The sequence below is a fragment of the Nocardia goodfellowii genome (assembly GCF_017875645.1).
Taxonomy (GTDB): domain Bacteria; phylum Actinomycetota; class Actinomycetes; order Mycobacteriales; family Mycobacteriaceae; genus Nocardia; species Nocardia goodfellowii.
This window is the reverse complement of record NZ_JAGGMR010000001.1, coordinates 1,504,745-1,529,157: the sequence shown is the minus strand read 5'-3', so window position 1 is coordinate 1,529,157 and position 24,413 is coordinate 1,504,745. Positions and strand designations below refer to the sequence as shown.

The following is a 24,413-nucleotide window of genomic DNA, read 5'->3' as shown; positions in this document are numbered from 1 at the left end:
TTTCGTGTGGTCCGGCCCTTGTCGGTGCCGTTGAGAGAAAGGTAGAAACGATTCGCGCCCTACCGATCCCAGGTTTGCGCCGTCCGAATTCCGGAAAACTCCGTTAACCTGGTCGAATGCGACGACCGCGCGCCATGGTGCTGGATGAGGTGTGGCGCGAGCTCGACGGGGTCGAAGCGCTCAGCGGGCCACAGGGCGGGCCGTTGCGCCGCACGGTGAAGCTGCTGCTGGATCCGCTGGTGATCCGGCCGGTGCAGCATCCGAGTTGCGCGGGGCCACTGGTCACCGCCGACGGCGCCACGCTGCTCGCGACCCGGGTGCACGCCAGCGCGGATGTGCTGCGGGCCACCGCGGCCTGGTTCACCTTGCTCAAGCAGGTGCGGCGGGCGATGCGGATCACCGAGGGACACCCGCAGGACCTGTATTTCCAACGGTGTTTCGAATTGGCCACCACCTCGGGCACGCCGAATCCCGTGCGGGACCGTGGTATAGCGGAATCGGCATTGCGCGAGATCCACGAATTCACGGCCGGGCGCACGACCCAGGCTTTGAAGGCGCACCTCGCCGCGGCCGGGCGAGCCGCGGAGCTCGCCCAGCTCGTCGATGTCGCCTGGCGGCGCAGACCGTCCAGCGCGGCGCCCGCGGTGGACCACACGCGGACATTGGCGGCGCTGCTGGAAGAAGCCGCGGGCGCCCGGGTCGGGACCGGGAACGGCAAGGGGCAGTATCTGTTCGACAGCCTGATCGCGGCGCACGCGGGCGCGCATTCGGGAATCACGTTGTGGCACTCCGCGGCTCGCGCCAATCGGTTCGGGCTCACCACCCATCCGCTGCCGCGTGCGCCCGAGATCGGATCCTCCGCTTCTACCGCCGCCCTCGGTCTGCCGCTGGATCGCACCATCTATGAGCGCGTGTTCACGGTGCTGCAGGCATCCACCGAACGTGCTGAGCTGCCCGAGATTCCGGAGCTGGTGACCTCCGAGGTCGCCCGCAGCTGCGCCCCGTGGGCATTGCTGGACGAATCACTACGTGTCGCCGCCGCGGCGGGCGCCACCCTGGCCGTGGAGTTCGCGCCGATCAATTCGCCCACCGGCAGCGGACTGCGCCGGCTGGGCACCGAGGCCGAGGAACCGACGGCGCTGCGGTTGATCAACGGACGCTGGCGGCGGGAATCCTATGTGCTGCAAGCCCGGCGGCTCGTGGTCGATCCGAACGCGGAGTTGTCGTCGGCGAATCCACTGGACGCCATCGCCGCCGAGCTGCGCACACCGTGGCAGCCGTACCTGCGCCGCCTGTGGGTGCGGTTGCACGGCCGCGACGTCCGGGAGTTCCCGGTATTCGATCCCGGCGAACTGTGGGATCTGCTCGACGGGGTGGCGCGGTCGGTCATCCTGGATCATCGCGCGCGGGTGAAGAAGGCCCTCAGCGCGAGTTCGTTTGCCGCCGAGGTCGATTCGCTGGAATCGAGGGTGAGCTGATGACCGAGGTCTCGCTGTTCCGCACCGGCGATCTACTGAATATCGTGCCCCCGCACGCGCCCACCGTGCTCGACGGCGCGCCGGACAACGATGTGATGGTGCTCGAGGTGCTCGGCGGCCACCTGACCTGGAGCGTGCTGTCGGGCCAGGCCATTCCGGCCGCGGTGATCGATGACCCCGATAGCGCCCAGGAATGGCTCTGGGCGGTCTACGGCGAGCCGGTGGCGCTGGCGCTGGCCGAATATCCGGGCGGCCGCCTCACTTTTCCGGCCCGTCCGGAACTGCCGCGGCTGATCGCCCACGCGTGGCGGCTCGGATACGCGCACTGGGCGGCCCGGTGGTGGCCCGCCTCCGCCCTCGACGGCATCGCCGCACTCGATCCGGGGCTGCTCGAAGCGGAGATCGCCGAGCTCACCGAGCAGTGCGAGATGATCGTCGACGGAGCCGACGCGGGTCAGCCGATGACCGCGCCGATCAGCGCGAATGTCGCTGTCCGGCAATCCGATTACGCCCTCGCGGCGGGTGTGGACGCACGCGGGAACGTCCTGATGCTCGATCGCGGTACCGGCGGCTGGGACTGGCGCGGTTGCCCACCCGGCCTGCTCGACGCCTCGGAGCAGGCGGTGTCCTGGGAGCTGGCCCGGGAGTCCGGCCTCACCATCGCCCGGGTCAGCGTGGTCGCCGCCCCCGGGCTCACCGCGCCGGTACCACCGCACCTGCGGCCGCGGGCCCGGATCGCCGAGGCCGCCGAAATCGAACTCGAGCTGGCCGGGGATGCCTGGGTCGGGCAGACAGTCGTCGCCGGTGAGGAGCCGGTCACGGTGGATGTCTACCTGCCCGGCATCGGAATACCGGATTACGAGGACCGGGGCGGACCGGAGATACGCAGACGGATAAGGGAATTCGCCGCGGCCCGGCTGCATCGCGCCGCCGCGCCGGGCACGGACGCGTTCGATGCGCCGCTACGCGCCGAAATTGCCGCCGCCGCCTCGGATTCGGACTTCTGATGGACGACGTCGCCGATCAGCCGACAGCACCGGACGACGGCCGCGCGGCATTGCTGCCCGGCGCCGCGGCCTACCAGCGCGGCGATGTCGCCGAGGCGCTGCGGATCTTCGCCGAGGTCGCCCGGACCACCACGGGTGCACTGCGGATCAGCGCCCTGGTCAACGCCGCGAGCATGGCCGACGAACTCGGCGACCACACGACCGCGCTCACCTGGTTCCGCGAGGCGCTGGCCGAAATCCCCGCCGACGCGGTGGAAAAGCGCTGCTCCGCACTGATCAACTTTTCGCAGGCGCTGCAACACCTCGGCGAACTCGACGAAGCACAGGCCGCCCTGGAGCAGGCGCGCGCACTGCTCGCCGACAGCGGCGACGAGCTGGGCATGTTGCGCGTGTCCTGCCTGCTGTCGCTGGCAGCCGTCGCCTTCCATCGCGGCCACTGGACCCGCACCATCGAGATCGCCACCGAATCCTTGGACGCGGCGGTACGTTTCGCGCCGCACCTGGCCGGTCATCCCCTGATGAATCTGGCGGGCGCCTACTTCGAATCCGGCCGCCAGGAGCTGGCCCTCGACTTCGCTCAGCAGGCCCTCGCAGCCTTCGAGACGGCGGGTGACGTCAACGCCGTCGCCGAGACCAGGCAGAACCTGGCCACCATGCATCTGCGACAGAACCGGCACGAGGAAGCCGAACCGCTGCTGCGGGCCAGCCAGGACTACTTCGAGCAGGCCGGTCTGGGTCATCGGGCCGGGATCGGCCTGAAGACACTGGGTTTCCTCGCCGAAGGACGCGACGACCTGGCACAGGCACAAGAGCTGTACAGCCGCGCGTACGCCTATTTCCGGGACTCGGGCGCCGTGCTGGACGCGGCCGACGTCCAGGTTCGACTCGCCACCGTCGCCTACGCCAACGGGCGGATCGACGAGGGCGAAGCCCTGCTGGAGGCCGCGTACACCGCCTACGCCGCACGCGGTCTCGGATTGCACTGCGCCCAAATCGATTACTGGCATGCCCTGCTACTGGAGTCGCTGCTCGATCACGTCACGGACCCCGCCGCGGTTTTGGCGACCGGCACCGACCTCGCCGTCACCTCCGCGCTCGCCATCGACGCCGTCCGGCACACCTTCCCGAACGGCAATCAGCGCCGGCAGTGGAACACTCGCATCGCCGACCCGGCAATGCGATTGGCCTTCCGTTTCGCCTACCTGAGCGGCGACGGGCAACTGCTCGCGGATCTGATCGAAACCCAGTGTGCCGGCGCGACTTTGCAGGTGATCGCCGCGCCCGATCCCGAAACAAAGCAACTGCCACTCGATCTGCTCGACCCCGGCATCGTGGCGACCATCGACCCGGACGACGCCGAGACGGATTTCCCGGGGGCGTTCGCGGCCGGGTCTGAGCCGACACCCACGGTTCCTCGCCGCGAGCGTACGGAGCCACTGGATCAAGACCTCGCGCCCCGTCGAACCGACGGCCCTACTGTGCAAGTCGGCCCCCTCCCGGCCGACGCGGCGAGCCCAGCGGTGACAACTCTCCGACTGGCATCGGCACTGGCTGACGTCGCCGCAGCCGAGGGCCTTCCGGTATCCCTACCGCCCCGCCTGGTCCGCCAACCGGACGGTCACGTCGCCCTCGCGCCCTATATCGCCGCCGCCGAACAGCGCTACGGTCGACCGGTTCGCGATCGCCGCGAGGTGTCGGCATGACTCGCGCAACTCAGCGACCCACCGTGGTGGTGCGGATGGCCGATGCCGCTGATCTCTATATGTCGTGGCGCTGGAATGGGCATGTTGCTCCCGGGGGTGTGAGCATGTTGCCGGGGTCCGCGATCGACGAGGTGGTTGCGCGGCTTGCTGCGGCTTTGCCTGTGCCGGGGGTAGCGGGTGGGCTCGAGCGGGCGCTCACAACTGGGGCGTTCGCCGGCCTCGAGTCGGAATACCTGCTGGCGCGGGACCTTTCGCGGGCACTGTTGCCCGCGGGGTTGGCCGAGCAGCTCGCCCAGTGGCATGCGCGAGGCGTTCGGCCGTTGATCCGGTTGCAGCCGTCGCCTCGGGTCGCGCAGGTGCCGTGGGAGATTGTCGCGCCCGCGCCCGAAGTGCGGTTGCTCGATCTGGCGGATATCGGTTTGCTGGCTCCGGCGAGCATCGTGGGCGCGCCCGGTCGCGTCGCGCGCGGCTGGGACGATCATCGGGATCTGCCCGTGGTCGGGGTACTCGATCCGCGCATACCGGGCTTCCGGGCCGACTCCGCCCTGGGATCGGTGCTGGGGCGGATGGACGGGCCGTCCGCGCTGACCGAGCGAATCACCGAATACCTTGCCCAGCAACGTTTCACCCCGGACGTGGCCAGCGCGTCCGAGGCGTTCCGGCGCACCGACCTCGACCGTGAATGGCTCGGAACCGTGCTGCGTAAGGGTGCCAGTCGTCTGCTTTATGTGGGACACGTGACCGCGGCCGCACCGGAATCGGGGCAGAGCGAGAACGCTGAACTCCACCTCGCCTGCACCGCGGAATCCCCCGGGTTCGCGGCCGCGACCCGGGCCCATCGACCCTTGTCCGCCAAGGACTTCCTGCTCGGCACACATACCCTCGAGGCCGAACCGGTTGCCGGGCAGGATTTTTGGCCAATACCCAGCCGGGTCGCGCTGATCGCCTGTGAGAGCGGCGGTGACCTGCGGTTCACCGAGGCCCTCGGATTGACGGCCGCGATGATCGCCGGTGGCGCGGAACTCGTCACCGCGACCCGCTGGCCGCTGCCCACCGATCTCGCCTTCCAGCGCTTCGCGGGCGCCGACGCGCGTCCACTGCTGGACACGATCTGCGCGGTCGACGACGCCCACGAGCGGACCGACCCGGTGGACGCACTGACCGCTTGGCAGCGCAGTCGACTGCACTCGTGGCGCACCACGGGTGCGATCGAGCATTCCCCGATCCTGTGGAGCGCACTCGCCACCATCAGTACTCAGCGCGCGTGACGTACATAGGTAACGACGTCGGAAAAGTACTTATAGGCGACTGATTCGGTGCACCCTCCCCGAGCCATAACGTAGTTCTCATCAGCAACACCAACCGAGAACTACCAGCTCAAAGCCCTTGGAGGACACCATGAACGAGCTCGTCGCCCAGTACCTGGAAGCCTGGAACACCACCGACGCCGCCGCCCGCGAAGCCGCCATCGCCCGGGTATTCACCGCCGACGCCACCTACACCGATCCCATGGTCGACGTCACCGGCCACGACGGACTCGAAAGCGTCATCGCCGGTGTGCAAGCCCAGTTCCCGGGCTGGACCTTCCGCCTGGCCGGGCCGGTCGACGCCCACCACGACCAGGTCCGCTTCACCTGGGACCTCGGCCCCGCCGACGGACCCGCGATCGTCGTCGGCTTCGACGTCGCCGTCGTCACCGACGGCAAGATCGCCAAGGTCTACGGCTTCCTCGACAAGGTCCCCGCCGCCGCCTGAGGAACACCCACACCCGCTACTCATTGCTTCTACGAGAAAGAGCCCCGCCATGACCACCACCGCCCCGACCGCGATGTCGACCCTGATGGCTCCCGGCCCCAAACTCCTGCGCCTGTCCCTGCGCCTGGACGCTGTCGTCACCGGCGTCAACGGCCTGGCCTACCTCGCTCTGTCCGGCCCGATCGAGAACCTGCTCGGCCTCGACCGCACCATCGGCATCGGCATCGGCGTGTTCCTCACCCTTTACGGCATCACCGTCGCCCTCATCGGCCGGCCTGCCCACCCCAGCACCACCGCCGCTCGCGGCGTCGCCGCACTCAACACCGGCTGGGTCTTGCTCAGCCTGGCCGCCCTGTTCGTCGGGGGCCTCGACCTGACCCTGGTCGGCGCCGTCTGGACCGTCATGCAGGCAGGCACCGTCGGCGCCTTCGCCGCCCTGCAATTCCTCGGAATCCGCAAAGCCTCCTGACCTGAAACGCGCTGACGCGGCACCGGCTACCGGTGCCGCGTCAGCGCGTTTCCGGGTCAGTGATCGTCGTAATGGTCCCCGTGGACAGCGTGGCGATGGCCGTCGTGCACGTAGTCGACGTGATCGCCGTGCTGGACGGACTGATGGCCGCAGTCGGGGCCGTGCACGTGGTCGTGGCCGTCGCAGGGCCGGTGGCCGGCGGGCTCGCACTCGTCGTAGTGACCGTCGTGGGCACGGTGCAGGTGGCCGTCGTGGGCGTAGTCGACGTGATCGCCGTGCGGCACCGCGGTGTGGCCGCAGCTGGGGCCGTGGACGTGGTCGTGGGCGGTGTGCTCGAGGTGTGCTGTGGTCATCAGAATCTCCCTCTTCTCATTGAGCGAATTGGTGGTTCTGGCTACCCACAACATATTAGTGAATGCGCATCCGTGCAGATTGCCCAGGATGTGCTAACCAATCGGCGGCAACGATTCCGATAGGCGGTGCCTTTTTATCGCCTGAGCGGTGCCTTTTATCGCCCTTCGGTAACGGTGGCCCGTTCCAGCGGGTCGATGGGCCGGCCCGCCTTCGGCTTGCCCGCACGCATCCGACGGTCCAGGTAGTTCACCAGATGTGTCAGCGGAATGGTCAGCAGCAGATAGACCAGGCCCGCCGCGACCAGCGGCGAGAGATTTCCGGTCTGCGCGTTGAGATCCCGGCCCACGGCGAACAGTTCCCGCTGCGTGGCGAGCAGGCCCAGGAAGTAGATCAGCGAGGAGTCCTTGATCAGGGCGATGAACTGATTCATCAAGGCGGGCAGCACTTTCCGCACCCCTTGCGGAATGACGATCAGTCGCATCGACTGCCGGTAGCTGAGGCCGAGCGCGGCCGCCGCCTCACGCTGACCGGTTTCCACCGACTGGATGCCCGAGCGGAAGATCTCGCCGATATAGGCCGAGGCCAGCAATGCCAGGGCGAGTGCGCCGAGCCAGTACGGGTTGTTTCCGGTGAGGTTGCGCGAGACCGGGCCGAGGCCCAAGCCGATCAACAGAATGATCACCACGGCGGGCAGACCACGGAAGATATCGGTGTAGATCCGGGCCGGCCAGCGCAGCCAGCGGGTGCGCGAAATGCCGCCGACCGCGAGCAGCATGCCGAGAATGCTGCCCAGTACGCCCGAAACTAGCGCGAGGATCAGGGTATTCGGCAAGCCGGTCTTGATCAGATCGGGAAAAGCCTTGCGGTACAGCGACCAATCGAAGAATGTCTCGCGCAATTGCTGCAAGGTGGACTTCGGCGCGGCCGCCTGTTCCGGCTGCGCGTTCCCCGCGTTCTCCGCGGCGATGGCGGCGAAATCCGGCAGCTGCGGCGTCGGCGCCGCCTTGGAGCCCGGCTTCCAGCCCGGCGGGAATTGGCGCGGCACCCACTCGGAGTAGAGCCGGGCATAGGTGCCGTCCGCGATCACCGCGTCGAGCCCGCTGTTCAGCGCGTCGATCAGCGGCTGGTTGCTCCTGCCGACCGCCCACGCCGCGAAATTGTCCAAGCTGTAAGCGTTTTGGACGACCGCGGTGCCGTCACCGGGCTTGATCGCGCCGTCGGCCTGCGCGGACGGCGCCACCCAGGCGTCGACCTGGCCGGACTTCAGATTCGCGTAGGCGGTGTTGTAGTCGGGGAACTTCACCGGATCCAGACGCAGCGTGTTGACCACGTAGTCGTCCTGCACGGTACCCTGCACGACGGCGATCCGGCTGCCCGCGTTCAGATCCGAGAAGGTCTTGATCCCGCTGTCGTCGCGAACGACCAACGAGAAGTACCCGAAGTCATATCCATTGGTGAACCCGACGAGTTCGCGCCGCGCCGTCGTGGTCGTGATATTCGATGACCCGACATCGAACCGCTTGCCCGCTACCTGTGCCAGCAGACCGGCGAACTCGGTGCCCGAGAACTGCACGGACAGACCGAGTTTCGCGGCGACGGCGACCAGCAACTCATTGTCGAATCCGGTGAACCGGCCACCGGAATTCACGCAGATACTGGGCGGCGCGTCCGACAGGGTGCCGACGCTGAGCACCCCCGGCGTGATCAGGCCCAACTTGCCGACATCGATCGCGTTCAGCGGCGCAGACGTCTCGGTCGTGTACTTGTCCGGCCCGGCCGCCTGGGAGGACGCCAGGTTCTGAGGTGCGGCCGACGCGGCACTCAACCCGGGCGGCGAGCACAGATCCCGGGTGGTGTCGTCACCGGACGCGCATCCCGTCGCCAGTACACCGACAGCAAGCAACATCACGGCGATCAACGCGCGAAACCGCACGAAAAGCAGGCTGGCCATGACCGACAACCCTATCGGCGGCACACGCGAATACCCAGTTACCCGGGTGAGGGTTGCGCCACGCGATCTAGGCCAGACCGGTGACGGCGTCCGGATTCACCTCGTCGCGCCAGCGCACGGCCTTCTCCACCTCGGACAGGTCGTAGTCCGGCCCGCTCACCCCCACGGTGAACAGCGTGACACCGGCGGCATGCAACCCGTGCGCGTCCGCCGCGCCCGGCCACTGCACCGAACGCTCGATCTCGGCCTGTTCGCGCCCGACGGCGGCGCAGTGCTCACCGAGGATGACGTTCTTGCGGGCCAGCACCTCAACATCGGCGAAGCTGTGCCAGATATCGGCGTACTCGGCGACCAGTCGCAAGGTCTTCTTCTCGCCACCGCCGCCGATCAGGATCGGAATATCGCGCACCGGCGCCGGGTTCAGCTTCTTCAACCGCGCGTCGATTCGCGCCATCGATTCCTTCAGTAGCGCCAAACGAGTTCCCGGCGTACCGAATTCATAGCCGTACTGGTCGTAGTCCTTCTTGAACCAGCCCGCGCCGATGCCGAGGATCAGTCGGCCGTCACTGATGTGATCGACGGTGCGCGCCATATCGGCCAGCAGATCCGGATTGCGGTAACCACCGCCGGTGACCAGCGCGCCGATCTCCACGCGCTCGGTCTGCTCGGCGAAGGCGCCCAGCATGGTCCAGCATTCGAAATGCGCGCCCTCCGGGTCACCGGAGAGCGGATAGAAATGATCCCAGTTGAAGACGATGTCGACGCCGAGATCTTCCGCGCGCAGCACAGCGTCGCGGATCAAGCCGTATTTGGGGGAATGCTGCGGTTGCAGCTGGACACCGATACGCACTGGCCTGCTCATCCGAGTCTCCTCACGTAGTTCCGGAACGAGGCTACCGATCCCGGGCGGACCTTGTAGAGTCCAGCCAACCCTGTACTCGGATCGTCCGGCACGTTCCTGCCGGTGAATGGGATGGTTTCGGCATGGCAACAGTGACCTTCGACAGCGCGACCCGGCTCTACCCGGGCTCCGGCAAACCGGCCGTCGACCAGTTGAATCTGGAGATCGCCGACGGTGAATTCCTCGTTCTGGTCGGCCCGTCGGGCTGCGGTAAATCGACATCGCTGCGTATGCTCGCCGGCCTCGAGGAGGTCAACGGCGGGCGCATCCTGATCGGCGAGAACGACGTCACGCACGCCGAGCCCAAGGAACGCGATATCGCCATGGTGTTCCAGAACTACGCGCTCTACCCGCACATGACGGTGGCGGAGAACATGGGCTTCGCGCTCAAGCTCGCCAAGGTCGCCAAGGCCGAGAAGGACAGCCGGGTGCTGGAGGCCGCGAAACTGCTGGACCTGGAGCCGTACCTGGACCGCAAGCCCAAGGCCCTTTCCGGTGGCCAGCGCCAGCGGGTCGCGATGGGCCGGGCGATCGTGCGCCAGCCGCAGGTCTTCCTGATGGACGAGCCGCTGTCCAACCTGGACGCGAAACTGCGGGTGCAGACCCGCACCCAGATCGCGCAGCTACAGCGCCGGCTCGGCACCACCACCGTCTATGTCACCCACGACCAGGTGGAGGCGATGACCATGGGCGACCGCGTCGCGGTGCTCAAGGATGGTCTGCTCCAGCAGTGCGCGACCCCGCGGAATCTGTACCAGGACCCGGTCAACGCGTTCGTGGCCGGATTCATGGGCTCCCCGGCCATGAACATGTTCACGCTGCCGGTGACGGACGGCACGGTGTCGCTGGGCGGCCACGCGCTGCCCGTTCCGCGTTCGGTGGTCGACGGGTCGGAGGGCTCGGTGGTCGTCGGTATCCGGCCCGAGCATTTGGAAATCGGCGGCGGCCTGGACAAGGGCATCGAGATGGAGGTCGACGTGGTCGAGGAACTCGGCTCCGACGCCTACCTCTACGGCCGCACCGTGGCCGACGGCGTGACCAACGGCGCGGGCGAAATCATTGTGGCCCGGGCGGATTGGCGGAACCCGCCGGCGAAGGGCACCCGGCTGAAGCTGGCCACCACGCCCGACCACACCTACTTCTTCTCCGCGAGCGACGGGCGTCGCCTCAACTGAGCGTCAGACCGCGATGAACATCGAGATCGAGGCCAGCACCAGCAGCAACGAGGCTCCCGCCCAGATCAGGCTGGACCGGCCGCGTTCCCGCGCCATCCGCCCCAGCACCCGGGGCACGCCCAGGATGAGCCCCATCGCGACCCAGCAGACCGCCAGCGCCGCAAGCACTTCCGCGATCGCGACGCCGCCCTGGAAGTAGGTGACAATCAGCGCGAAGGTGGCGTACAGCAAGCCGCCGCCGCCGATGATGGCCGCGGCCGTGTAGAGCAGTTTGCTCACGGTCGCGTCCCACGTTTTCGGCTGCTGCACTTCCTGATACTGGTACGGCATGCCTCCATCATGGCAATGTCCGCCCGGTCCCGGCACCGGGAAATTACTCAGGTGCGCAACGTCACTGCCGCTTGCGCCGGGCCCGCACCCAGTCGTCGTTGACGCGGACGCCCAACTCCTCCAGCCCGATCTCGTTGCCCGTCGCGCTGCGGACTTCGACATGTACCGGGCTGCCGGTGGCGGCCTCGACGAGTTGTAGCGGGGCGGGCCCGGGTTGGAGGTGGGCGTCGCCCCACTGCATCAGCGCCAGCACCGCCGGGAGCAGGTCGCGGCCCATCTGGGTGAGCACGTATTCGTGCCGGGTACGCCTGCCTTCCTCCTGGTAGGGCCGTTTTTCGAGTAGACCGGCGGCGGTGAGTTTGCGCAGTTGCGCGGCGGCGGCCGCGTCGGTGATCCCGATCCGGGCGGCGAAACCGTCGAAGCGGCGGGTGCCGTAATAGGCCTCGCGCAGGATGAGAATGGCCGAGCGGGTGCCGACGATATCGAGCGCTTTCGCGATCGAGCACTCGGTGGGCTGCCACGAACTCAGGTCTGCCAGACGCCCTTCCATCACTGCTGCCATGGCGTACATCATAGCCACCCTGACTTGTGTCAACTATTGCCAGGAGTACTCTGACTATTGAACGGTAAAGTCAGCTCTGGAAGGACAGCACCATGAGAGACGCGGTGATCGTCGAGGCGGTACGTACGCCGATCGGCAAAGGCAAGCCGAACGGCGCCCTGCACGACGTGCACGCGGTGGACCTGCTCGCGCACAGCCTGCGCGCGGTGGTGGACCGCAGCGGGATCGATCCCGCGCTGATCGACGACGTGATCGGCGGCATCGTCACCCAGGTCGGTGAGCAGGGCGCGAACATGGCCCGGCGGGCGGCGCTCGCCGCCGGGTACCCCGAATCCGTACCCGCCACCACGGTGGACCGGCAGTGCGGCAGCAGCCAGCAGGCCATCCACTTCGCCGCCCAGGGCGTCATCTCCGGGGCCTACGACATCGTGGTCGCGGCCGGCGTGGAATCGATGGGCCGGATCCCCATGGGGGCCAGCATGGTCGGGTCGGCGGACTTCTCCGGCGCCGGCTTCGCCGCCCGCTATCCGGAAGGCCTTGTCCCGCAAGGCATCAGCGCGGAGTTGATCGCGTCCCGCTGGGGCCTCAGCCGCACCCAGCTCGACGAATTCGCGCTCGGCAGCCACGAAAAGGCCGCTCTGGCAACGAAGAACGGCTCGTTCGCGGCCGAACTCGCCCCACTCAACGGCTTGGAAACCGACGAAGGCATCCGAGTCGGCAGCACCCTCGAGACCTTGGGCAAACTGCGCCCCGCCTACTACGACGAGACCATGGCCGCACGCTTCCCGGAAATCGGCTGGCAGATCACCGCCGCGTCGGCCAGCCAGGTCAGCGACGGCAGCGCGGCGACCTTGATCATGACCAGCGAACGCGCCCGCGAACTCGGCTTGCGGCCGCTGGCCCGCGTGCACAGCTTCGCCGTCGCCGGGGACGACCCGCTGCTCATGCTCACGGCCGTCATCCCGGCGACTCGGAAGGTGTTGCAGCGCGCGGGGCTTCAACTCTCCGACATCGACCTGGTGGAAATCAACGAGGCGTTTTCCCCAGTGGTGCTGGCCTGGGCCCAGGACACCGGCGCGGACCTCACCCGGGTGAACGTCAACGGCGGCGCCATCGCCATCGGACACCCGCTCGGCGCCTCCGGAGCGCGGCTCGCCACCACCCTCGTCCATGCCATGCGGGAACGTGGCGCACGGTACGGACTGCAAACCATGTGTGAAGCAGGCGGTTTGGCCAACGCCACCATCTACGAACGCCTCTGAATCCGGGGAAGCGGCAGCCATCGGGCGGGGTGTGATCGGCGCGGTCGTAGGGTGGCGGGGATGACTGCCGAGGACGAACCCGTTGTCTACGCGATTCCGATGCGCACCCGGTTTCGCGGGATCACTGTGCGCGAGGGGATGCTGATCCCCGGCCCGCTCGGCTGGGGTGAGTTCTGCCCATTCCCCGAATACGACGATCGGGAGGCCGCAGGCTGGCTGATGACGGCGCTCGAGCAGAGCATCGTCGGATGGCCGCAGCCGGTGCGGGACCGGATACCGGTCAATTGCACTGTGCCCGCGGTGGACCCGGAGCGGGCGCATCAGATCGTCACCGCGTCGGGGTGCCGCACCGCCAAGGTGAAGGTGGCCGACCACCCGGATTCGCTGGCCGAAGACCTCGCCCGGGTCGAGGCTGTGCGGGACGCGCTCGGTTCGGGCGGAGCCGTTCGGGTCGACGCCAACGCGGTGTGGGATGTGGACACCGCGATCGCGCGCATCAACGAGATCGATCGGGCGGCAGGCGGTTTGGAGTATGTCGAGCAGCCGTGCCGCACCATCGAAGAGCTGGCCGCGGTCCGCCGTAAGGTCGATGTGCGAATCGCCGCCGACGAATCCATTCGCCGCGCCGACGATCCGTTGCGGGTCGCGGTGGCGGGCGCCGCGGACATCGCGGTTTTGAAATGCACGCCGCTGGGTGGTGTACGCCGGGCATTGCAGGTCGCCGAAGCGGCAGGACTCCCCTGCGTGGTGTCCTCGGCGCTGGAGACCAGCGTCGGCCTCTCCGCCCAACTCGCCTTGGCGGGTGCGCTCCCCGAACTCGACTTCGCCTGCGGCCTGGGCACCACCGCCCTGTTCGCGGGCGATGTCGTCGCCGATTCCCTGCGCCCGGTCGACGGCTACCTCTCGGTCCCGCGCACTCCTCCGGCACCGGACCCGGAACTCCTCGCCCGCTACCGGCACCCGGACCCCGAACGAACTGCCTGGTGGCACGACCGGCTGCATCGAGTCCACCTGCTGTCGCAGCGGTAGCCGAGCGACAATCCGAGTCGACACAGCCGACGGTCGCACAGGGTTGGCGGCCAGATCTTCCGGGCCGCAGCCCTAGTTGAGGCGGACGCCGCAGTTCAGGAGAGTGGCGCGCAGCAGCAGCGCGGCTTCCGGCCCGATGATCCCATCCACCAATTCCAGGTAGCGCGAACAGAATTCGGGGCCGTGCGCCGCTTCGGAAGCCGCACCCAGATGGTGCGCGATTTCGTGCAGCAGCACGAGTTCACGTAATGCCCACGCGGTCCCGCCGGTGTGCAGAGGTACCGCCAGGACCGCGTCGGCTGCCTCGTAGTGGGCAGCGGTCGCTCCGGCACGCGACCGGACCCGCACCGGGACCGAGGCCCTATCCCATTGCGCCCGTACCCAATTGAGCGCGAGCACCTTGTCAGCATAGGCCTGTACGGAGTCGACCGAAGCGAAACGGCGTTCGATCGGGAGCGTGATCTGGGAACCGTAGAGATCGACGGTGCGACTGCCGTATTCGTCGGCACGGTCGAAGACTCCGCGAACCAATTGTTCGGCGTCATAGACCTTGGCCCGCTGGCTGTCACGCACACTCATCGCACAGATCCCCCGCGTCTACGGTCCGTCAATTGTCCACAATCGGATCACTCCGTGTGGTCGCGCCCGGCCAATTGCGCACGGGCCGCGCCTAATTCCGGCGATGTACCCAGACGCGCCGCCTTGCCCGCGCGGTCACCGGCTCGCCGCGCCGCCGCGGAATGCCCGGCCGAGGCCTGCGGTCCACGCCAGGTGCCGCGGGCCTCGGAGGTCTGCTTGTAGAAGTCGACGAGCTCGATCTCTTTGTCGCGCAAGGCCAACGCCGTGCCGCGGGACGTTTCCGACGGAACGACCGCCTCGGTCTCCACCTCTTGCTTCACCGCCGCCAGCCGCTTCCCGACCCGGGCCGCGAACGCCATCTGGAAGTTCAACCGTGCCGTCACCGGCGCGACTGGCGCCTGCACACGGCGTTGCACGGTTCGCCCCCAGCGCTTTTCGGCGACCACTTTCTCCACCGTCGCCGTCTTGTACGCGCCGGATTTGATGTAATGGTCCGAAGCGCGCACCATCTGGATCAGCAGACTTGTATACAGGGCTTCACAGGTGTCGATATCGGAATCGAATCCGTAGGCGTAAACCTGCGTCGAGGTCCGCGCAACATCGCAGCGCACGTCGTTGGCGTGCGCGATAGCGACGAACAACTGCACGTAGGTGCGCAATCCCTTCTTGCCCGCCGCGCCGATCGGGATGACCCGCTGCACCGGCGTCGGCCTGCGTTCGCGTCCACGCACATGCGCGCGCGCCACCGCGAGATCGATCGATGAGCGGGTCGCCAGTCGTTGCGCCGCGGCCAGGAAGGCTTCGGCCTCGTGCTCGTTGTCGGTGGACTCGGCCTGCCGCAGCAATCCCCCGATCCGCGTGAGCATCCGGTCCCCATTCGGCGCAGTCATCGCCAGCCATCGTAGGAGAGGCCCGGAGGAGGCGGTCGGGTGAGTACGAAACCGGCACAATCGGGACGGCTTCCACGCGCACCATGTATCTTGCCTTGTGCAGCGGCAGTCTGTGCCGCCGCTCACGATCAACTCTGGAGTGAACGCGATGGCTTTGAAGAAGGTGTCGGCGCTACGAACGTCGCTCGTGCCGCGGGCCGCGCTGGCGGTCACCGCGTGCGCGCTGCTCACGGGGGCGTTCACGAGTGCCTGCTCCAGCGACAGCGGTACCAACCCGACCAGCCAGAACCTGACCGGTCGCGGTCCGATCACCTATGTCGAGGGCAAGGACACCACCGATACCGGTGTGGTCAAGCAGCTGATCGAGCGCTGGAACGCCGCGCACCCGGCTGAGCAGGTGACGTTCAAGGAACAGTCGAACGACGCCTCGCAGCAGTACGACGACCTGGTCGAGCACATGCGCTCCAAGTCCGCCGACTACGACGTGGTCGCCTTGGACGTGCCGTGGACCGCCGAGTTCGCCGCCAAGGGCTACCTGCAGCCGCTGAAGGACACCTTCGCCATCGATACCTCGTCGCTGCTGTCCCCGCCGGTGGCCAGCGCGACCTACAACAACACGTTGTACGCCGCCCCCCGAAACACCAACGGCGGCTTGCTGTTCTACCGCACCGACCTGGTTCAGTCCCCGCCCAAGACCTGGACCGAGTTGCTCGCCCAGTGCCCGATCGCCAAGGCGCAGAACATCGGCTGCTACGCGGGCCAGTTCGCCACCTACGAGGGCCTGACCGTGAACGCCTCCGAGGTGATCAACGGCTTCGGCGGCACCTTCGTCGGGCCCGACGGCAAGACCCCGACCGTGAACAGCCCGCAGGCCCGCAAGGGTCTGACCACGCTGGTGGACGCCTACAAGAACGGTGACATCCCCAAAGAGGCCATCACCTTCAAGGAACCCGAGTCGGCCAACGCCTTCCAGTCCGGCAAGCTGATGTTCCTGCGCGGCTGGCCGTCCACCTTCGGTGACCTCGGCTCCGAGGGCTCCTCGGTCAAGGACAAGTTCGCCGTGGCCCCGCTGCCCGGTGAGAACGGCGTCGGCGCGTCCACCCTCGGCGGTTACAACGCGGGGATCAGCGCCTTCTCCAAGAACAAGGCGACCGCGCTGGACTTCCTGCGCTACCTGATCAGCGAAGAGGCCCAGCAACTGGTGGCCGCCAGCTCGCTGCCGTCGGTGCGCGCGTCGATGTACGACGACCCGGCGCTGATCGCGAAGATGCCGTACCTGCCCGCCCTGAAGGACTCGATCGCCAGCGCGGTGCCGCGCCCGGTCACCCCGTTCTACCCGGCGGTCTCCAAGGCCATCCAGGACAACGCCGCCGCGGCGCTGCGCGGCGAGAAGTCCGTGGACGACGCGATCGTCGGTATGCAGAAGGGCATCGAGTCGGCCGGCTCGTAGTAGACCCGACCCAACCGTAGGAGAGAGATAACGGTGTCGGATCCTTCTGGAACGGCTACACGCAAACGATTCAGCTTCCGTGACAGTGGCAAACCGTGGCTGTTCGTGGCACCGGTGCTGGTCGCATTGGCGGTGGTCATCGGTTACCCGGTGTTCCGCGCGATCTACATGTCGTTCCAGAAGGACGCGGGTCTGGACCCGGCGACGGGCATGTTCGTCGAGGGCGGCAACGCCGGGTTCGCCAACTACACGCACTGGCTGTTGCAGCAATGCACGCTGCCGACCGGTGAGACGGTGGCCTGCCCGACCGGCAACCTCGGTTCGCAGTTCTGGCTGGCCATCGGCGTCACCCTGTTCTTCACCGTCGTCACCGTCACGCTGGAGGCCACCATCGGCCTCGGCATGGCGATGGTGATGGGCAAAAGCTTCACCGGCCGCGCGTTGCTGCGCGCGGCGGTGCTCATCCCGTGGGCCATCCCGACCGCCGTCACGGCGCGGTTGTGGGAGTTCATGTTCCAGTACGACGGGGTGGTCAACCGGATACTCGGTACGCACATCCTCTGGACCACCGATCCGTGGGCTTCCCGGATCGCGGTGATCGCCGCCGACGTCTGGAAGACGACCCCGTTCATGGCCCTGCTGCTGCTGGCCGGTCTGCAGGTCATCCCCGGCGATGTCTACGAGGCCGCGAAGGTCGACGGCGCGTCGGCCTGGCAGCGCTTCACTCAGATCACGCTGCCCTTGCTCAAGCCCGCGCTGCTGGTCGCGGTGCTGTTCCGCACCATGGACGCGCTGCGCATGTTCGACCTGCCCGCCATCATGACCCAGGGCAACCCGAACACCCGGACCGCCTCGATCCTGGTGGTCGATCAGTTCCGGCAGGGTCCCAACAGCGCCGCGGCGCTGTCCACCATCACCTTCCTGCTCATCTTCGCGATCGCGTTCCTGCTCGTGAAGGTGCTGGGCGCCAATGCCGTTCGCACTCAGGAAGCCCAGCGAGAAGGGGCGGTGCGCTGATGTCCGTCGCGACGAAAACCCCGGCCGCGCAGCCGGTCCCGTGGACCAAGCGGCTCACCTCGGTGCGGCTGTATCTGGGTGTGCTGATCATCCTGGTGTGGGGACTGGGCCCGTTCTACTGGATGGCGGTCACCGCGTTCCGCGATCCGGACTACACCTTCGACAACACTCCGTGGCCGACGCATCTGACCATGGAGAATTTCCGCAACGCCTTCGACACCTCCCGTGGCAACGACTTCGGGAAGGCGCTGATCAACAGCTTCATCATCGGCTCGATCACCACGGTGCTCGCGCTGCTGATCGGCATCTTCGCGGCCTACGCGCTGGCCCGGCTGGCCTTCCGCGGCAAGTACCTGGTGTCCGGGCTGATCCTGTCCGCCTCGATGTTCCCGGTGGTCGTGCTGGTGACCCCGCTGTTCCAGCTGTTCACCAATATCGGCTGGATCGGCGAATACCAGGCGATGATCATCCCGAACATCTCGTTCGTGCTGCCGATGACGGTGTACATCCTGGCGTCGTTCTTCACCGAGCTCCCCTGGGAGCTCGAAGAGGCCGCGCGCATCGACGGCGCGAACAAGATGCAGGCCTTCCGGCTGGTCATGCTGCCGCTGGCCGCGCCCGCGGTGTTCACCACCGCGATCCTGGCCTTCATCGCCGCGGTCAACGAATACCTGCTGGCGCGTCTGCTTTCCAGCGGCGCGACCGAACCGGTGACCGTCGCCATCGCGCGGTTCTCCGGCAACAACCCGGTGGTGCCGCCCTACGCCGCGATCATGGCCGCGGGCACCATCGTCACCATTCCGCTGGTGATCATGGTCCTGATCTTCCAGCGTCGCATCATCTCCGGTCTGACCGCGGGCGGCGTCAAGAGCTAGGGATCCAGTGCCGGGGTGCGGTGATAGCATCCCGGCACGTCCCGGGCGCGATAGTCTCGAAGCGTCGGGTGTGCTGTACCGATCGTTGCTTTGGCACAGGTGAGTCCGACCGACGCTCCGGGAGGAGATGATCGTGCGCTCGTTGTTCGGCAAGCGAAGAGACCGCGAGAAACCGGCCGCCCCCTATCCCTCGCTCGCGGGATGGGACGAGCCGACACTGCCGCCCACACCGCCGGTGCGGCCCGCGCCGAAGAAGCGCCCGGCCGAGCAACCGCCGGACGCCGGGGCCGATCGCCCGCCGCGCTCCCGCGCCGAACGCGTCCGCAGACTCGTGCTCGCGTTGTTCATCATTTTCGCCGGCGTGCCCGCGCTGCTGTCGGGCCTGGCCTACTGGAGCGCCGAGATCCCCGGCCCGTCGTCGGTGCAGACGAATCAGATCGCCACCATCCTGGCCTCCGACAGCAGCACTGTCATCTCCAAAGTCGTACCGCCGGACGGTAATCGGATTCCCGTCCCGCTCGCCGCGGTGCCGCAGCACGTGCGCGACGCGGTGCTCGCCGCCGAGGACCGCAGTTTCTACACCAACGCCGGTTACTCCACCTCCGGCTTCCTGCGCGCCACCCGGGACAACCTGCTCGGCCGGGAGAACGCCGGCGGCGGCTCCACCATCACCCAGCAGTACGTGAAGAACGCCTTCCTCGGCTCCGAGCGCAGCGTGAGCCGGAAGATGCGTGAGCTGATCATCGCCGCGAAGATGTCCCGGCAGTGGAGCAAGGACGACATCCTCGCCGCCTACCTCAACACCGTCTACTACGGCCGCGGCGCCTACGGGATCGCCGCCGCGGCCAAGGCCTACTTCGGCAAGGAGCCGCCGCAGCTGTCCCGCGCCGAGGGCGCGATGCTGGCCGCCGTGCTGCGCACCCCCTCGCTGCTGGACCCGGAAACCCATCTGCCGGAACTGAAAGCGCGCTGGGAGTATGTGCTCAACGGCATGATCGAGATGGGCGTGCTGGCTCCCGGTGACCGCGACGCGACCCGCTTCCCCGATATCCTCCCGATCGCCGAGATGCCCAGCGAGAACGAGGCGCGTGGGCCCGAGGGCCTGATCCGCACCCAGGTGCTGCGCGAACTGCGCGCCTCGGGCATCAGCGAACGTGACCTGAACACCGGCGCGCTGCAGATCACCACCACCATCGACGCCAAGGCCCAGCAGGCCGCCCTGGGCGCGATCGCCGACCGTCTCGGTGGGCAGCCGCCCGAACTGCGCGGCGCCGTGGTGTCGATCGATCCGCGCTCCGGTGCGGTGCGCGCCTACTACGGCGGTGAGGACGGCATCGGCTACGACTTCGCCCAGGCGCCGCTGCAAACCGGTTCGGCCTTCAAGGTTTTCGCGGCGATCGCCGCCCAGCAGCAGAGCATCCCGCTGCACCGCGTGATGGACAGTTCCCCGGTCACCGACCGCGGCACCAAGATCACCAACGTGGACGACGAGAGCTGCGGCAAGTGCAGCCTCGCCGAGGCGTTGAAGCGCTCGCTGAACACCAGCTACTACCGATTGACCATGACCATGTTCAACGGTCCGGGCGCCATCGCCGACGCCGCGCACCAGGCCGGCATCCCGGAGGAGATCCCCGGCGTGGCGGGCAAGACGCTGACCGAGGACGGCGGCCGCCCGCTCAACGGAATCGTGTTGGGCCAGTACCTGGTCCGGCCCATCGACATGGCTTCGGCCTACGCCACCATCGCCGCCTCCGGGGTCTACCACCAGCCGTATTTCGTGCAGCGCGTGGTCACCGGCGACGGTCGGGTGCTGCTCGATCGGGGCGCCCCGGAAAATCGGGTGGGACAGCAGCTTCCGGAGGGCGAGCAGCGCATCCCGCGCTCGATCGCCGAGAACACCATCGCGGCCATGGAACCCATCGCCGCGTACTCCAACGGCCACGCTCTCGCCGAAGGCCGCCCGTCCGGCGCCAAGACCGGCACCACCCAACTCGGCCAGAGCAGGTGGAACAAGGACGCCTGGATGATCGGCTTCACGCCGTCGCTGTCCACCGCGGTCTGGATCGGCACCGAACAGCCCCAGCCGCTGCGCACCGCCCGCGGCGCCGACATCTACGGGTCGGGCCTGCCCGCGGACATCTGGAAGCAGGTGATGGACGGCGCACTGGCCGGCACTCCGGTCGAGCCGTTACCCGCGCCCGCCGCTCCGGCCAACGCGCAGGCCGTCATTCCGGGCCGACCGTCCGGGGGGCCATACGACATTCTCAATCCGCAGAACCAGGCCCCGGAGCAGGATCGGGAGCCGGTCATCGTGTTCCCGCCCGGCCCCGGCCCCGGCGAGGTGGAGATTTTCCCTGGTTTCAGCATCCCGGTGCCCAGGTGACAGCCACTTCACAGCCAGTCTTGTCGATCTTGTGACCTACCACGCCCCACAGGAACACATGACATGGCAGCATCGTTTGCCAGAGTGAGAGCGAAGCCTGGGTGAAAACTCCGAATCCGGATCCGGGTCGGCACTGACGCCGAGGCGATGATGCGGAAGGATAGGCGCTCGAGCGACGAACAGCGGCGCGAACGACGAGCCAGGAAGGCCCGGGAGTAACGAGGCACCCGCCGGGGATGGCAGGGAGCGAAGCCGACCGGGACGGGTAAGCACAGCGCCGCCAAGCGAAACAGACTAGACATAGGGGCAACGCCGGTGGATTTCAATGTCGTTGACCGTCCCGAGACGCTGGTGGCGGGCACAGTTCTGCGCAGCCCGGCGCTCGCGGTCGAAGGGCCGCGCCGCGTCAAGGTGGAAGAAGCGTGGAAGCGCACCATGGCGCGCAAACTGCCCGGACCCCCGACCACCGCGTACGTCGACCACGCGCCAGAGATCAATTCGTATCTGACCCATATCGTCGGCTACCGCTGCGACAGCCTGGACGATCTGCAGGACGGCGATGTGCTCGCTCGAGTGCCGGCCGGCCGGTTCGCCCGGTTCACCGCCAGCGGCGACAACCTCGGCGACACCGTGGTCAGCATCTGGCGGGCGGTGTGGGATGCCGAGGCCGCGGGCAAGTTCGTGCGCTCCTACACCGGTGACTTGGAGCACTATCCGGATTCGCGCACGGCCGAGGTGTTCGTGGCGCTGGCAGACGACCAGGGCGAGGGGTAGAAACCGTGGACTTCGAGATTGTCACGCTGGACCAGAGTTTGATCGCGGGACTGACCATTCCGCTGGCCGGGCGCGAAGTGACCAACCGAGATCTGGACCTGGTGAATTTCACCTGGGACCGCTATCTCGCCAGAGAGAAGGCGGTGCCCCGGATGGCCGCTTACATCGGACAGAACGATCACGCCGTCGCCGTCCTCGGCTACGAGGTGAGCGGCCTGGACGACGTGGACGCCGGCGACGTGCTTACCCGCATCCCCACCGGTCGCTACGCCAAATTCGTTGTCTCCGACAAGCCATACGACCTGCTCCGCACCGCATGGGCGCAAGTCGCGAAAGCCGAAGCGGCAGGCAAGATCACCCGTTCGCACCGAGCAGAACTGGAGCGCTACACCGGCCCCACCTCGGTCGAGGTATACGTCTCCCTGGATTGACAAAGCACCAAGTATCAACGAAAAGCGCTGAGTCACAATGACTCAGCGCTTTCCCATACCACCCGACAACACCGGCAACTGTTTTCGAGCGAAGCGAGCCCGATCACAAGTTCGCGGCCCGTCTCGCCTCCGAGTAGCCGAAAGCGCAAGCGCCGCAGGCGCAAGACTCGGCTACTCGGAGGCGAGACATCAATGGGCCGCGAACCCGCGGCGCCGCAGGCGCCGCCGAAACTGACGCCGCCAAACTATTCAGCGATGAACGCTTCCAGCTGCTCGCGCGCGACGTCGTCGGCGAGCTGCTTGGGCGGGGACTTCATCAGGTAGGCCGAGGCCGGGATGACCGGGCCGCCGATGCCGCGGTCGAGGGCGATCTTCGCGGCGCGCACCGCGTCGATGATGATGCCCGCGGAGTTCGGCGAATCCCACACCTCGAGCTTGTACTCCAGGTTCAGCGGCACGTCACCGAAGGCACGGCCTTCCAGGCGCACGTAGGCCCACTTGCGGTCGTCCAGCCAGCCGACGTGATCGGACGGGCCGATGTGCACGTCGTTGGCGCCCAGCTCCTTCTTCAGGTTGCTGGTGACGGCTTGGGTCTTGGAGATCTTCTTGGATTCGAGGCGCTCGCGTTCGAGCATGTTCTTGAAGTCCATGTTGCCGCCCACGTTGAGCTGCATGGTGCGGTCGAGCTGCACGCCGCGGTCCTCGAACAGCTTGGCCATCACCCGGTGCGTGATGGTCGCGCCGACCTGCGACTTGATGTCGTCGCCGACGATCGGGATACCGGCGTCGGTGAACTTCTGCGCCCACACCGGGTCGGAGGCGATGAACACCGGCAGCGCGTTGACGAAGGCCACACCCGCGTCGATGGCGCACTGGGCGTAGAACTTGTCCGCCTCTTCGGAGCCGACGGGCAGGTAGGAGACCAGGACGTCGACGTTCGCGTCCTTCAGCACCCGCACGACGTCGACCGGCTCGGCCTCGGACAGCTCGATGGTCTCGGCGTAGTACTTGCCGATGCCGTCCAGCGTCGGGCCGCGCTGCACGACCACATCGGACGGCGGCACGTCGGAGATCTTGATGGTGTTGTTCTCGCTCGCGAAGATGGCGTCGGCCAGGTCGAAGCCGACCTTCTTGGCGTCGACGTCGAACGCGGCGACGAACTTCACGTCGCGGACGTGGTACGGGCCGAACTTGACGTGCATCAGACCGGGCACAGTCGCGTTCTCGTCCGCGTCCTTGTAGTACTGCACGCCCTGGACCAAGGAGGAGGCGCAGTTGCCAACGCCCACAATGGCCACGCGAACTTGCTTTTGACCTTCACTACTCATGGCCGGTGTTTCCCTCTTTCTGTGGTGCTGAATTCTTCTGGGCAGACGAGCTCGTCGATTGCTCCGCCGCAATCAACTCGTTGAGCCAGCGCACTTCGCGCTCGCTTGATTCCAGACCGAGCTGGTGCAGCTGCCGGGTGTAGCGATCCAGGGACCCGCTGGCCTTCTTGATCGCTTCCCGCAGACTCTCTCGGCGCTCCTCGACCTGCCTGCGCCTGCCCTCCAAGATCCGCATCCGCGCCTCGGCGGGGGTGCGGTTGAAGAAGGCGAGGTGGACGCCGAAGCCGTCATCGGTGTAGTTCTGCGGGCCGGTGTCGGCAAGCAGTTCGGTGAACCGTTCCCGCCCCTGCGGTGTCAGTTGATAGACCCGTCGCGCGCGGCGCATGGTGACGCCCGCGACGTTCTCCTCGTCGATCAACCCGTCGGCCTGCATGCGCCGCAGCGTCGGATAGAGCGACCCGTAGGAGAAGGCCCGAAACGGCCCGAGCAGACCGGTGAGCCGCTTGCGCAACTCGTAGCCGTGCATGGGCGCTTCGAGGAGCAGCCCGAGGATTGCCAGCTCGAGCATCGGGCTTCACCCCCTGACTTGTGTCCAGACCTAACCAACAGATGCGATTGCCTACTATATCGTCCCGATATAGTTGCCCGCACGTCGAGGTGACGGCGCACTCTGGCCAGGGCAGCACTCGGGGTTCACCAGTACTCTGGGG

24 protein-coding genes are annotated in these 24,413 nt (G+C 67.3%); 15 read left to right on the top strand and 9 right to left on the bottom strand.

Annotated features, from left to right (window positions below; translation table 11 throughout):
• Positions 1–134 precede the first annotated feature (134 nt).
• The 6 genes from BJ987_RS06465 (at position 135) to BJ987_RS06440 (ending at position 6,412) form a co-directional block, all read left to right on the top strand.
• Positions 135–1,478 (top strand): hypothetical protein, encoded by a 1,344-nt coding sequence (locus BJ987_RS06465; RefSeq protein ID WP_209897938.1) that lies wholly within the window; start codon positions 135–137, stop codon positions 1,476–1,478.
• Positions 1,478–2,485, top strand: a complete 1,008-nt coding sequence (locus BJ987_RS06460; protein ID WP_209885607.1) for a hypothetical protein — start codon at positions 1,478–1,480, stop codon at positions 2,483–2,485. The genes BJ987_RS06465 and BJ987_RS06460 overlap by 1 nt, the downstream gene beginning before the upstream one ends.
• The gene (locus BJ987_RS06455) at positions 2,485–4,188 is read left to right on the top strand and encodes a tetratricopeptide repeat protein (protein WP_209885605.1); all 1,704 of its coding nucleotides are present in this window, start codon (positions 2,485–2,487) and stop codon (positions 4,186–4,188) included. The genes BJ987_RS06460 and BJ987_RS06455 overlap by 1 nt, the downstream gene beginning before the upstream one ends.
• Complete coding sequence (locus BJ987_RS06450) at positions 4,185–5,456, top strand: CHAT domain-containing protein (protein WP_209885603.1); 1,272 nt, start codon at positions 4,185–4,187, stop codon at positions 5,454–5,456. The genes BJ987_RS06455 and BJ987_RS06450 overlap by 4 nt, the downstream gene beginning before the upstream one ends.
• Before the next feature lie 130 nt (positions 5,457–5,586).
• Complete coding sequence (locus BJ987_RS06445) at positions 5,587–5,943, top strand: nuclear transport factor 2 family protein (protein ID WP_209885601.1); 357 nt, start codon at positions 5,587–5,589, stop codon at positions 5,941–5,943.
• Positions 5,944–5,992: 49 nt separating this feature from the next.
• Positions 5,993–6,412 (top strand): hypothetical protein, encoded by a 420-nt coding sequence (locus tag BJ987_RS06440; RefSeq protein WP_209885599.1) that lies wholly within the window; start codon positions 5,993–5,995, stop codon positions 6,410–6,412.
• Positions 6,413–6,468: 56 nt separating this feature from the next.
• Here the strand turns inward: BJ987_RS06440 and BJ987_RS06435 are convergent, their stop codons facing one another.
• The 3 genes from BJ987_RS06435 to BJ987_RS06425 form a co-directional block, all read right to left on the bottom strand.
• Complete coding sequence (locus tag BJ987_RS06435) at positions 6,469–6,765, bottom strand: hypothetical protein (RefSeq protein ID WP_245365842.1); 297 nt, start codon at positions 6,763–6,765, stop codon at positions 6,469–6,471.
• Positions 6,766–6,920: 155 nt separating this feature from the next.
• Positions 6,921–8,717 (bottom strand): ABC transporter substrate-binding protein/permease, encoded by a 1,797-nt coding sequence (locus BJ987_RS06430; protein ID WP_209885597.1) that lies wholly within the window; start codon positions 8,715–8,717, stop codon positions 6,921–6,923.
• 67 nt (positions 8,718–8,784) lie between these two features.
• A complete protein-coding gene (locus BJ987_RS06425) occupies positions 8,785–9,579 on the bottom strand; it encodes an LLM class F420-dependent oxidoreductase (protein WP_209885595.1) in 795 nt (264 codons plus the stop codon).
• 122 nt (positions 9,580–9,701) lie between these two features.
• On the opposite strand from BJ987_RS06425, the gene BJ987_RS06420 reads away from it, so the two are divergent.
• Positions 9,702–10,793: an ABC transporter ATP-binding protein gene (locus BJ987_RS06420; RefSeq protein WP_209885593.1), complete on the top strand. Its 1,092-nt coding sequence runs from the start codon at positions 9,702–9,704 to the stop codon at positions 10,791–10,793.
• Positions 10,794–10,796: 3 nt separating this feature from the next.
• Here BJ987_RS06420 and BJ987_RS06415 read toward each other — a convergent pair whose 3' ends face one another.
• Positions 10,797–11,123 carry a hypothetical protein gene (locus BJ987_RS06415; protein ID WP_209885591.1) on the bottom strand — a complete coding sequence of 109 codons (327 nt, stop codon included), beginning with the start codon at positions 11,121–11,123 and terminating at the stop codon, positions 10,797–10,799.
• A gap of 61 nt (positions 11,124–11,184) precedes the next feature.
• A complete protein-coding gene (locus BJ987_RS06410) occupies positions 11,185–11,697 on the bottom strand; it encodes a winged helix-turn-helix transcriptional regulator (protein ID WP_209897934.1) in 513 nt (170 codons plus the stop codon).
• An 80-nt stretch (positions 11,698–11,777) separates the two neighbouring features.
• Here BJ987_RS06410 and BJ987_RS06405 point away from each other — a divergent pair, with 80 nt between their 5' ends.
• Together BJ987_RS06405 and BJ987_RS06400 are read left to right on the top strand one after the other, a co-directional pair.
• Positions 11,778–12,947: a thiolase family protein gene (locus BJ987_RS06405; RefSeq protein ID WP_209885589.1), complete on the top strand. Its 1,170-nt coding sequence runs from the start codon at positions 11,778–11,780 to the stop codon at positions 12,945–12,947.
• Positions 12,948–13,007: 60 nt separating this feature from the next.
• The gene (locus tag BJ987_RS06400) at positions 13,008–13,976 is read left to right on the top strand and encodes an o-succinylbenzoate synthase (RefSeq protein WP_209885587.1); all 969 of its coding nucleotides are present in this window, start codon (positions 13,008–13,010) and stop codon (positions 13,974–13,976) included.
• 72 nt (positions 13,977–14,048) lie between these two features.
• Here BJ987_RS06400 and BJ987_RS06395 read toward each other — a convergent pair whose 3' ends face one another.
• Positions 14,049–14,555: a TIGR04338 family metallohydrolase gene (locus BJ987_RS06395; RefSeq protein ID WP_209885585.1), complete on the bottom strand. Its 507-nt coding sequence runs from the start codon at positions 14,553–14,555 to the stop codon at positions 14,049–14,051.
• Between the two features lie 47 nt (positions 14,556–14,602).
• The gene (locus BJ987_RS06390) at positions 14,603–15,445 is read right to left on the bottom strand and encodes a DUF2786 domain-containing protein (protein WP_209885583.1); all 843 of its coding nucleotides are present in this window, start codon (positions 15,443–15,445) and stop codon (positions 14,603–14,605) included.
• Between the two features lie 148 nt (positions 15,446–15,593).
• Between BJ987_RS06390 and BJ987_RS06385 the strand changes: the two genes are divergently transcribed.
• The 6 genes from BJ987_RS06385 to BJ987_RS06360 all read left to right on the top strand — a co-directional run bounded on the left by BJ987_RS06385 (position 15,594) and on the right by BJ987_RS06360 (position 22,375).
• On the top strand, positions 15,594–16,895 hold the full coding sequence (locus tag BJ987_RS06385; protein WP_209885581.1) for an ABC transporter substrate-binding protein: 1,302 nt from the start codon (positions 15,594–15,596) through the stop codon (positions 16,893–16,895).
• Between the two features lie 33 nt (positions 16,896–16,928).
• The gene (locus BJ987_RS06380) at positions 16,929–17,912 is read left to right on the top strand and encodes a carbohydrate ABC transporter permease (protein ID WP_372446843.1); all 984 of its coding nucleotides are present in this window, start codon (positions 16,929–16,931) and stop codon (positions 17,910–17,912) included.
• Entirely contained in the window at positions 17,912–18,787 is an 876-nt protein-coding gene (locus BJ987_RS06375; RefSeq protein ID WP_209885579.1) for a carbohydrate ABC transporter permease, read from the top strand. Before BJ987_RS06380 ends, BJ987_RS06375 begins: the two co-directional genes overlap by 1 nt.
• A 127-nt stretch (positions 18,788–18,914) precedes the next feature.
• The gene (locus BJ987_RS06370; RefSeq protein WP_209885577.1) at positions 18,915–21,170 is read left to right on the top strand and encodes a transglycosylase domain-containing protein; all 2,256 of its coding nucleotides are present in this window, start codon (positions 18,915–18,917) and stop codon (positions 21,168–21,170) included.
• A 315-nt stretch (positions 21,171–21,485) separates the two neighbouring features.
• A complete protein-coding gene (locus BJ987_RS06365; protein WP_209885575.1) occupies positions 21,486–21,944 on the top strand; it encodes a GyrI-like domain-containing protein in 459 nt (152 codons plus the stop codon).
• A gap of 5 nt (positions 21,945–21,949) precedes the next feature.
• Complete coding sequence (locus BJ987_RS06360) at positions 21,950–22,375, top strand: GyrI-like domain-containing protein (RefSeq protein ID WP_209885573.1); 426 nt, start codon at positions 21,950–21,952, stop codon at positions 22,373–22,375.
• 245 nt (positions 22,376–22,620) lie between these two features.
• Here the strand turns inward: BJ987_RS06360 and BJ987_RS06355 are convergent, their stop codons facing one another.
• Together BJ987_RS06355 and BJ987_RS06350 are read right to left on the bottom strand one after the other, a co-directional pair.
• Positions 22,621–23,703, bottom strand: a complete 1,083-nt coding sequence (locus tag BJ987_RS06355) for an inositol-3-phosphate synthase (RefSeq protein ID WP_209885571.1) — start codon at positions 23,701–23,703, stop codon at positions 22,621–22,623.
• Positions 23,696–24,271 (bottom strand): PadR family transcriptional regulator, encoded by a 576-nt coding sequence (locus BJ987_RS06350; protein WP_209885569.1) that lies wholly within the window; start codon positions 24,269–24,271, stop codon positions 23,696–23,698. Before BJ987_RS06350 ends, BJ987_RS06355 begins: the two co-directional genes overlap by 8 nt.
• Between the last annotated feature and the right edge of the window lie 142 nt (positions 24,272–24,413).

Coding starts and splice junctions, on each gene's coding strand:
- BJ987_RS06465 (WP_209897938.1), top strand. CDS start 135: ATGGTGCTGGATGAGGTGTGGCGCGAGCTCGACGGGGTCGAAGCGCTC.
- BJ987_RS06460 (WP_209885607.1), top strand. CDS start 1,478: ATGACCGAGGTCTCGCTGTTCCGCACCGGCGATCTACTGAATATCGTG.
- BJ987_RS06455 (WP_209885605.1), top strand. CDS start 2,485: ATGGACGACGTCGCCGATCAGCCGACAGCACCGGACGACGGCCGCGCG.
- BJ987_RS06450 (WP_209885603.1), top strand. CDS start 4,185: ATGACTCGCGCAACTCAGCGACCCACCGTGGTGGTGCGGATGGCCGAT.
- BJ987_RS06445 (WP_209885601.1), top strand. CDS start 5,587: ATGAACGAGCTCGTCGCCCAGTACCTGGAAGCCTGGAACACCACCGAC.
- BJ987_RS06440 (WP_209885599.1), top strand. CDS start 5,993: ATGACCACCACCGCCCCGACCGCGATGTCGACCCTGATGGCTCCCGGC.
- BJ987_RS06435 (WP_245365842.1), bottom strand. CDS start 6,765: ATGACCACAGCACACCTCGAGCACACCGCCCACGACCACGTCCACGGC.
- BJ987_RS06430 (WP_209885597.1), bottom strand. CDS start 8,717: ATGGCCAGCCTGCTTTTCGTGCGGTTTCGCGCGTTGATCGCCGTGATG.
- BJ987_RS06425 (WP_209885595.1), bottom strand. CDS start 9,579: ATGAGCAGGCCAGTGCGTATCGGTGTCCAGCTGCAACCGCAGCATTCC.
- BJ987_RS06420 (WP_209885593.1), top strand. CDS start 9,702: ATGGCAACAGTGACCTTCGACAGCGCGACCCGGCTCTACCCGGGCTCC.
- BJ987_RS06415 (WP_209885591.1), bottom strand. CDS start 11,123: ATGCCGTACCAGTATCAGGAAGTGCAGCAGCCGAAAACGTGGGACGCG.
- BJ987_RS06410 (WP_209897934.1), bottom strand. CDS start 11,697: ATGATGTACGCCATGGCAGCAGTGATGGAAGGGCGTCTGGCAGACCTG.
- BJ987_RS06405 (WP_209885589.1), top strand. CDS start 11,778: ATGAGAGACGCGGTGATCGTCGAGGCGGTACGTACGCCGATCGGCAAA.
- BJ987_RS06400 (WP_209885587.1), top strand. CDS start 13,008: ATGACTGCCGAGGACGAACCCGTTGTCTACGCGATTCCGATGCGCACC.
- BJ987_RS06395 (WP_209885585.1), bottom strand. CDS start 14,555: ATGAGTGTGCGTGACAGCCAGCGGGCCAAGGTCTATGACGCCGAACAA.
- BJ987_RS06390 (WP_209885583.1), bottom strand. CDS start 15,445: ATGACTGCGCCGAATGGGGACCGGATGCTCACGCGGATCGGGGGATTG.
- BJ987_RS06385 (WP_209885581.1), top strand. CDS start 15,594: ATGGCTTTGAAGAAGGTGTCGGCGCTACGAACGTCGCTCGTGCCGCGG.
- BJ987_RS06375 (WP_209885579.1), top strand. CDS start 17,912: ATGTCCGTCGCGACGAAAACCCCGGCCGCGCAGCCGGTCCCGTGGACC.
- BJ987_RS06370 (WP_209885577.1), top strand. CDS start 18,915: ATGATCGTGCGCTCGTTGTTCGGCAAGCGAAGAGACCGCGAGAAACCG.
- BJ987_RS06355 (WP_209885571.1), bottom strand. CDS start 23,703: ATGAGTAGTGAAGGTCAAAAGCAAGTTCGCGTGGCCATTGTGGGCGTT.
- BJ987_RS06350 (WP_209885569.1), bottom strand. CDS start 24,271: ATGCTCGAGCTGGCAATCCTCGGGCTGCTCCTCGAAGCGCCCATGCAC.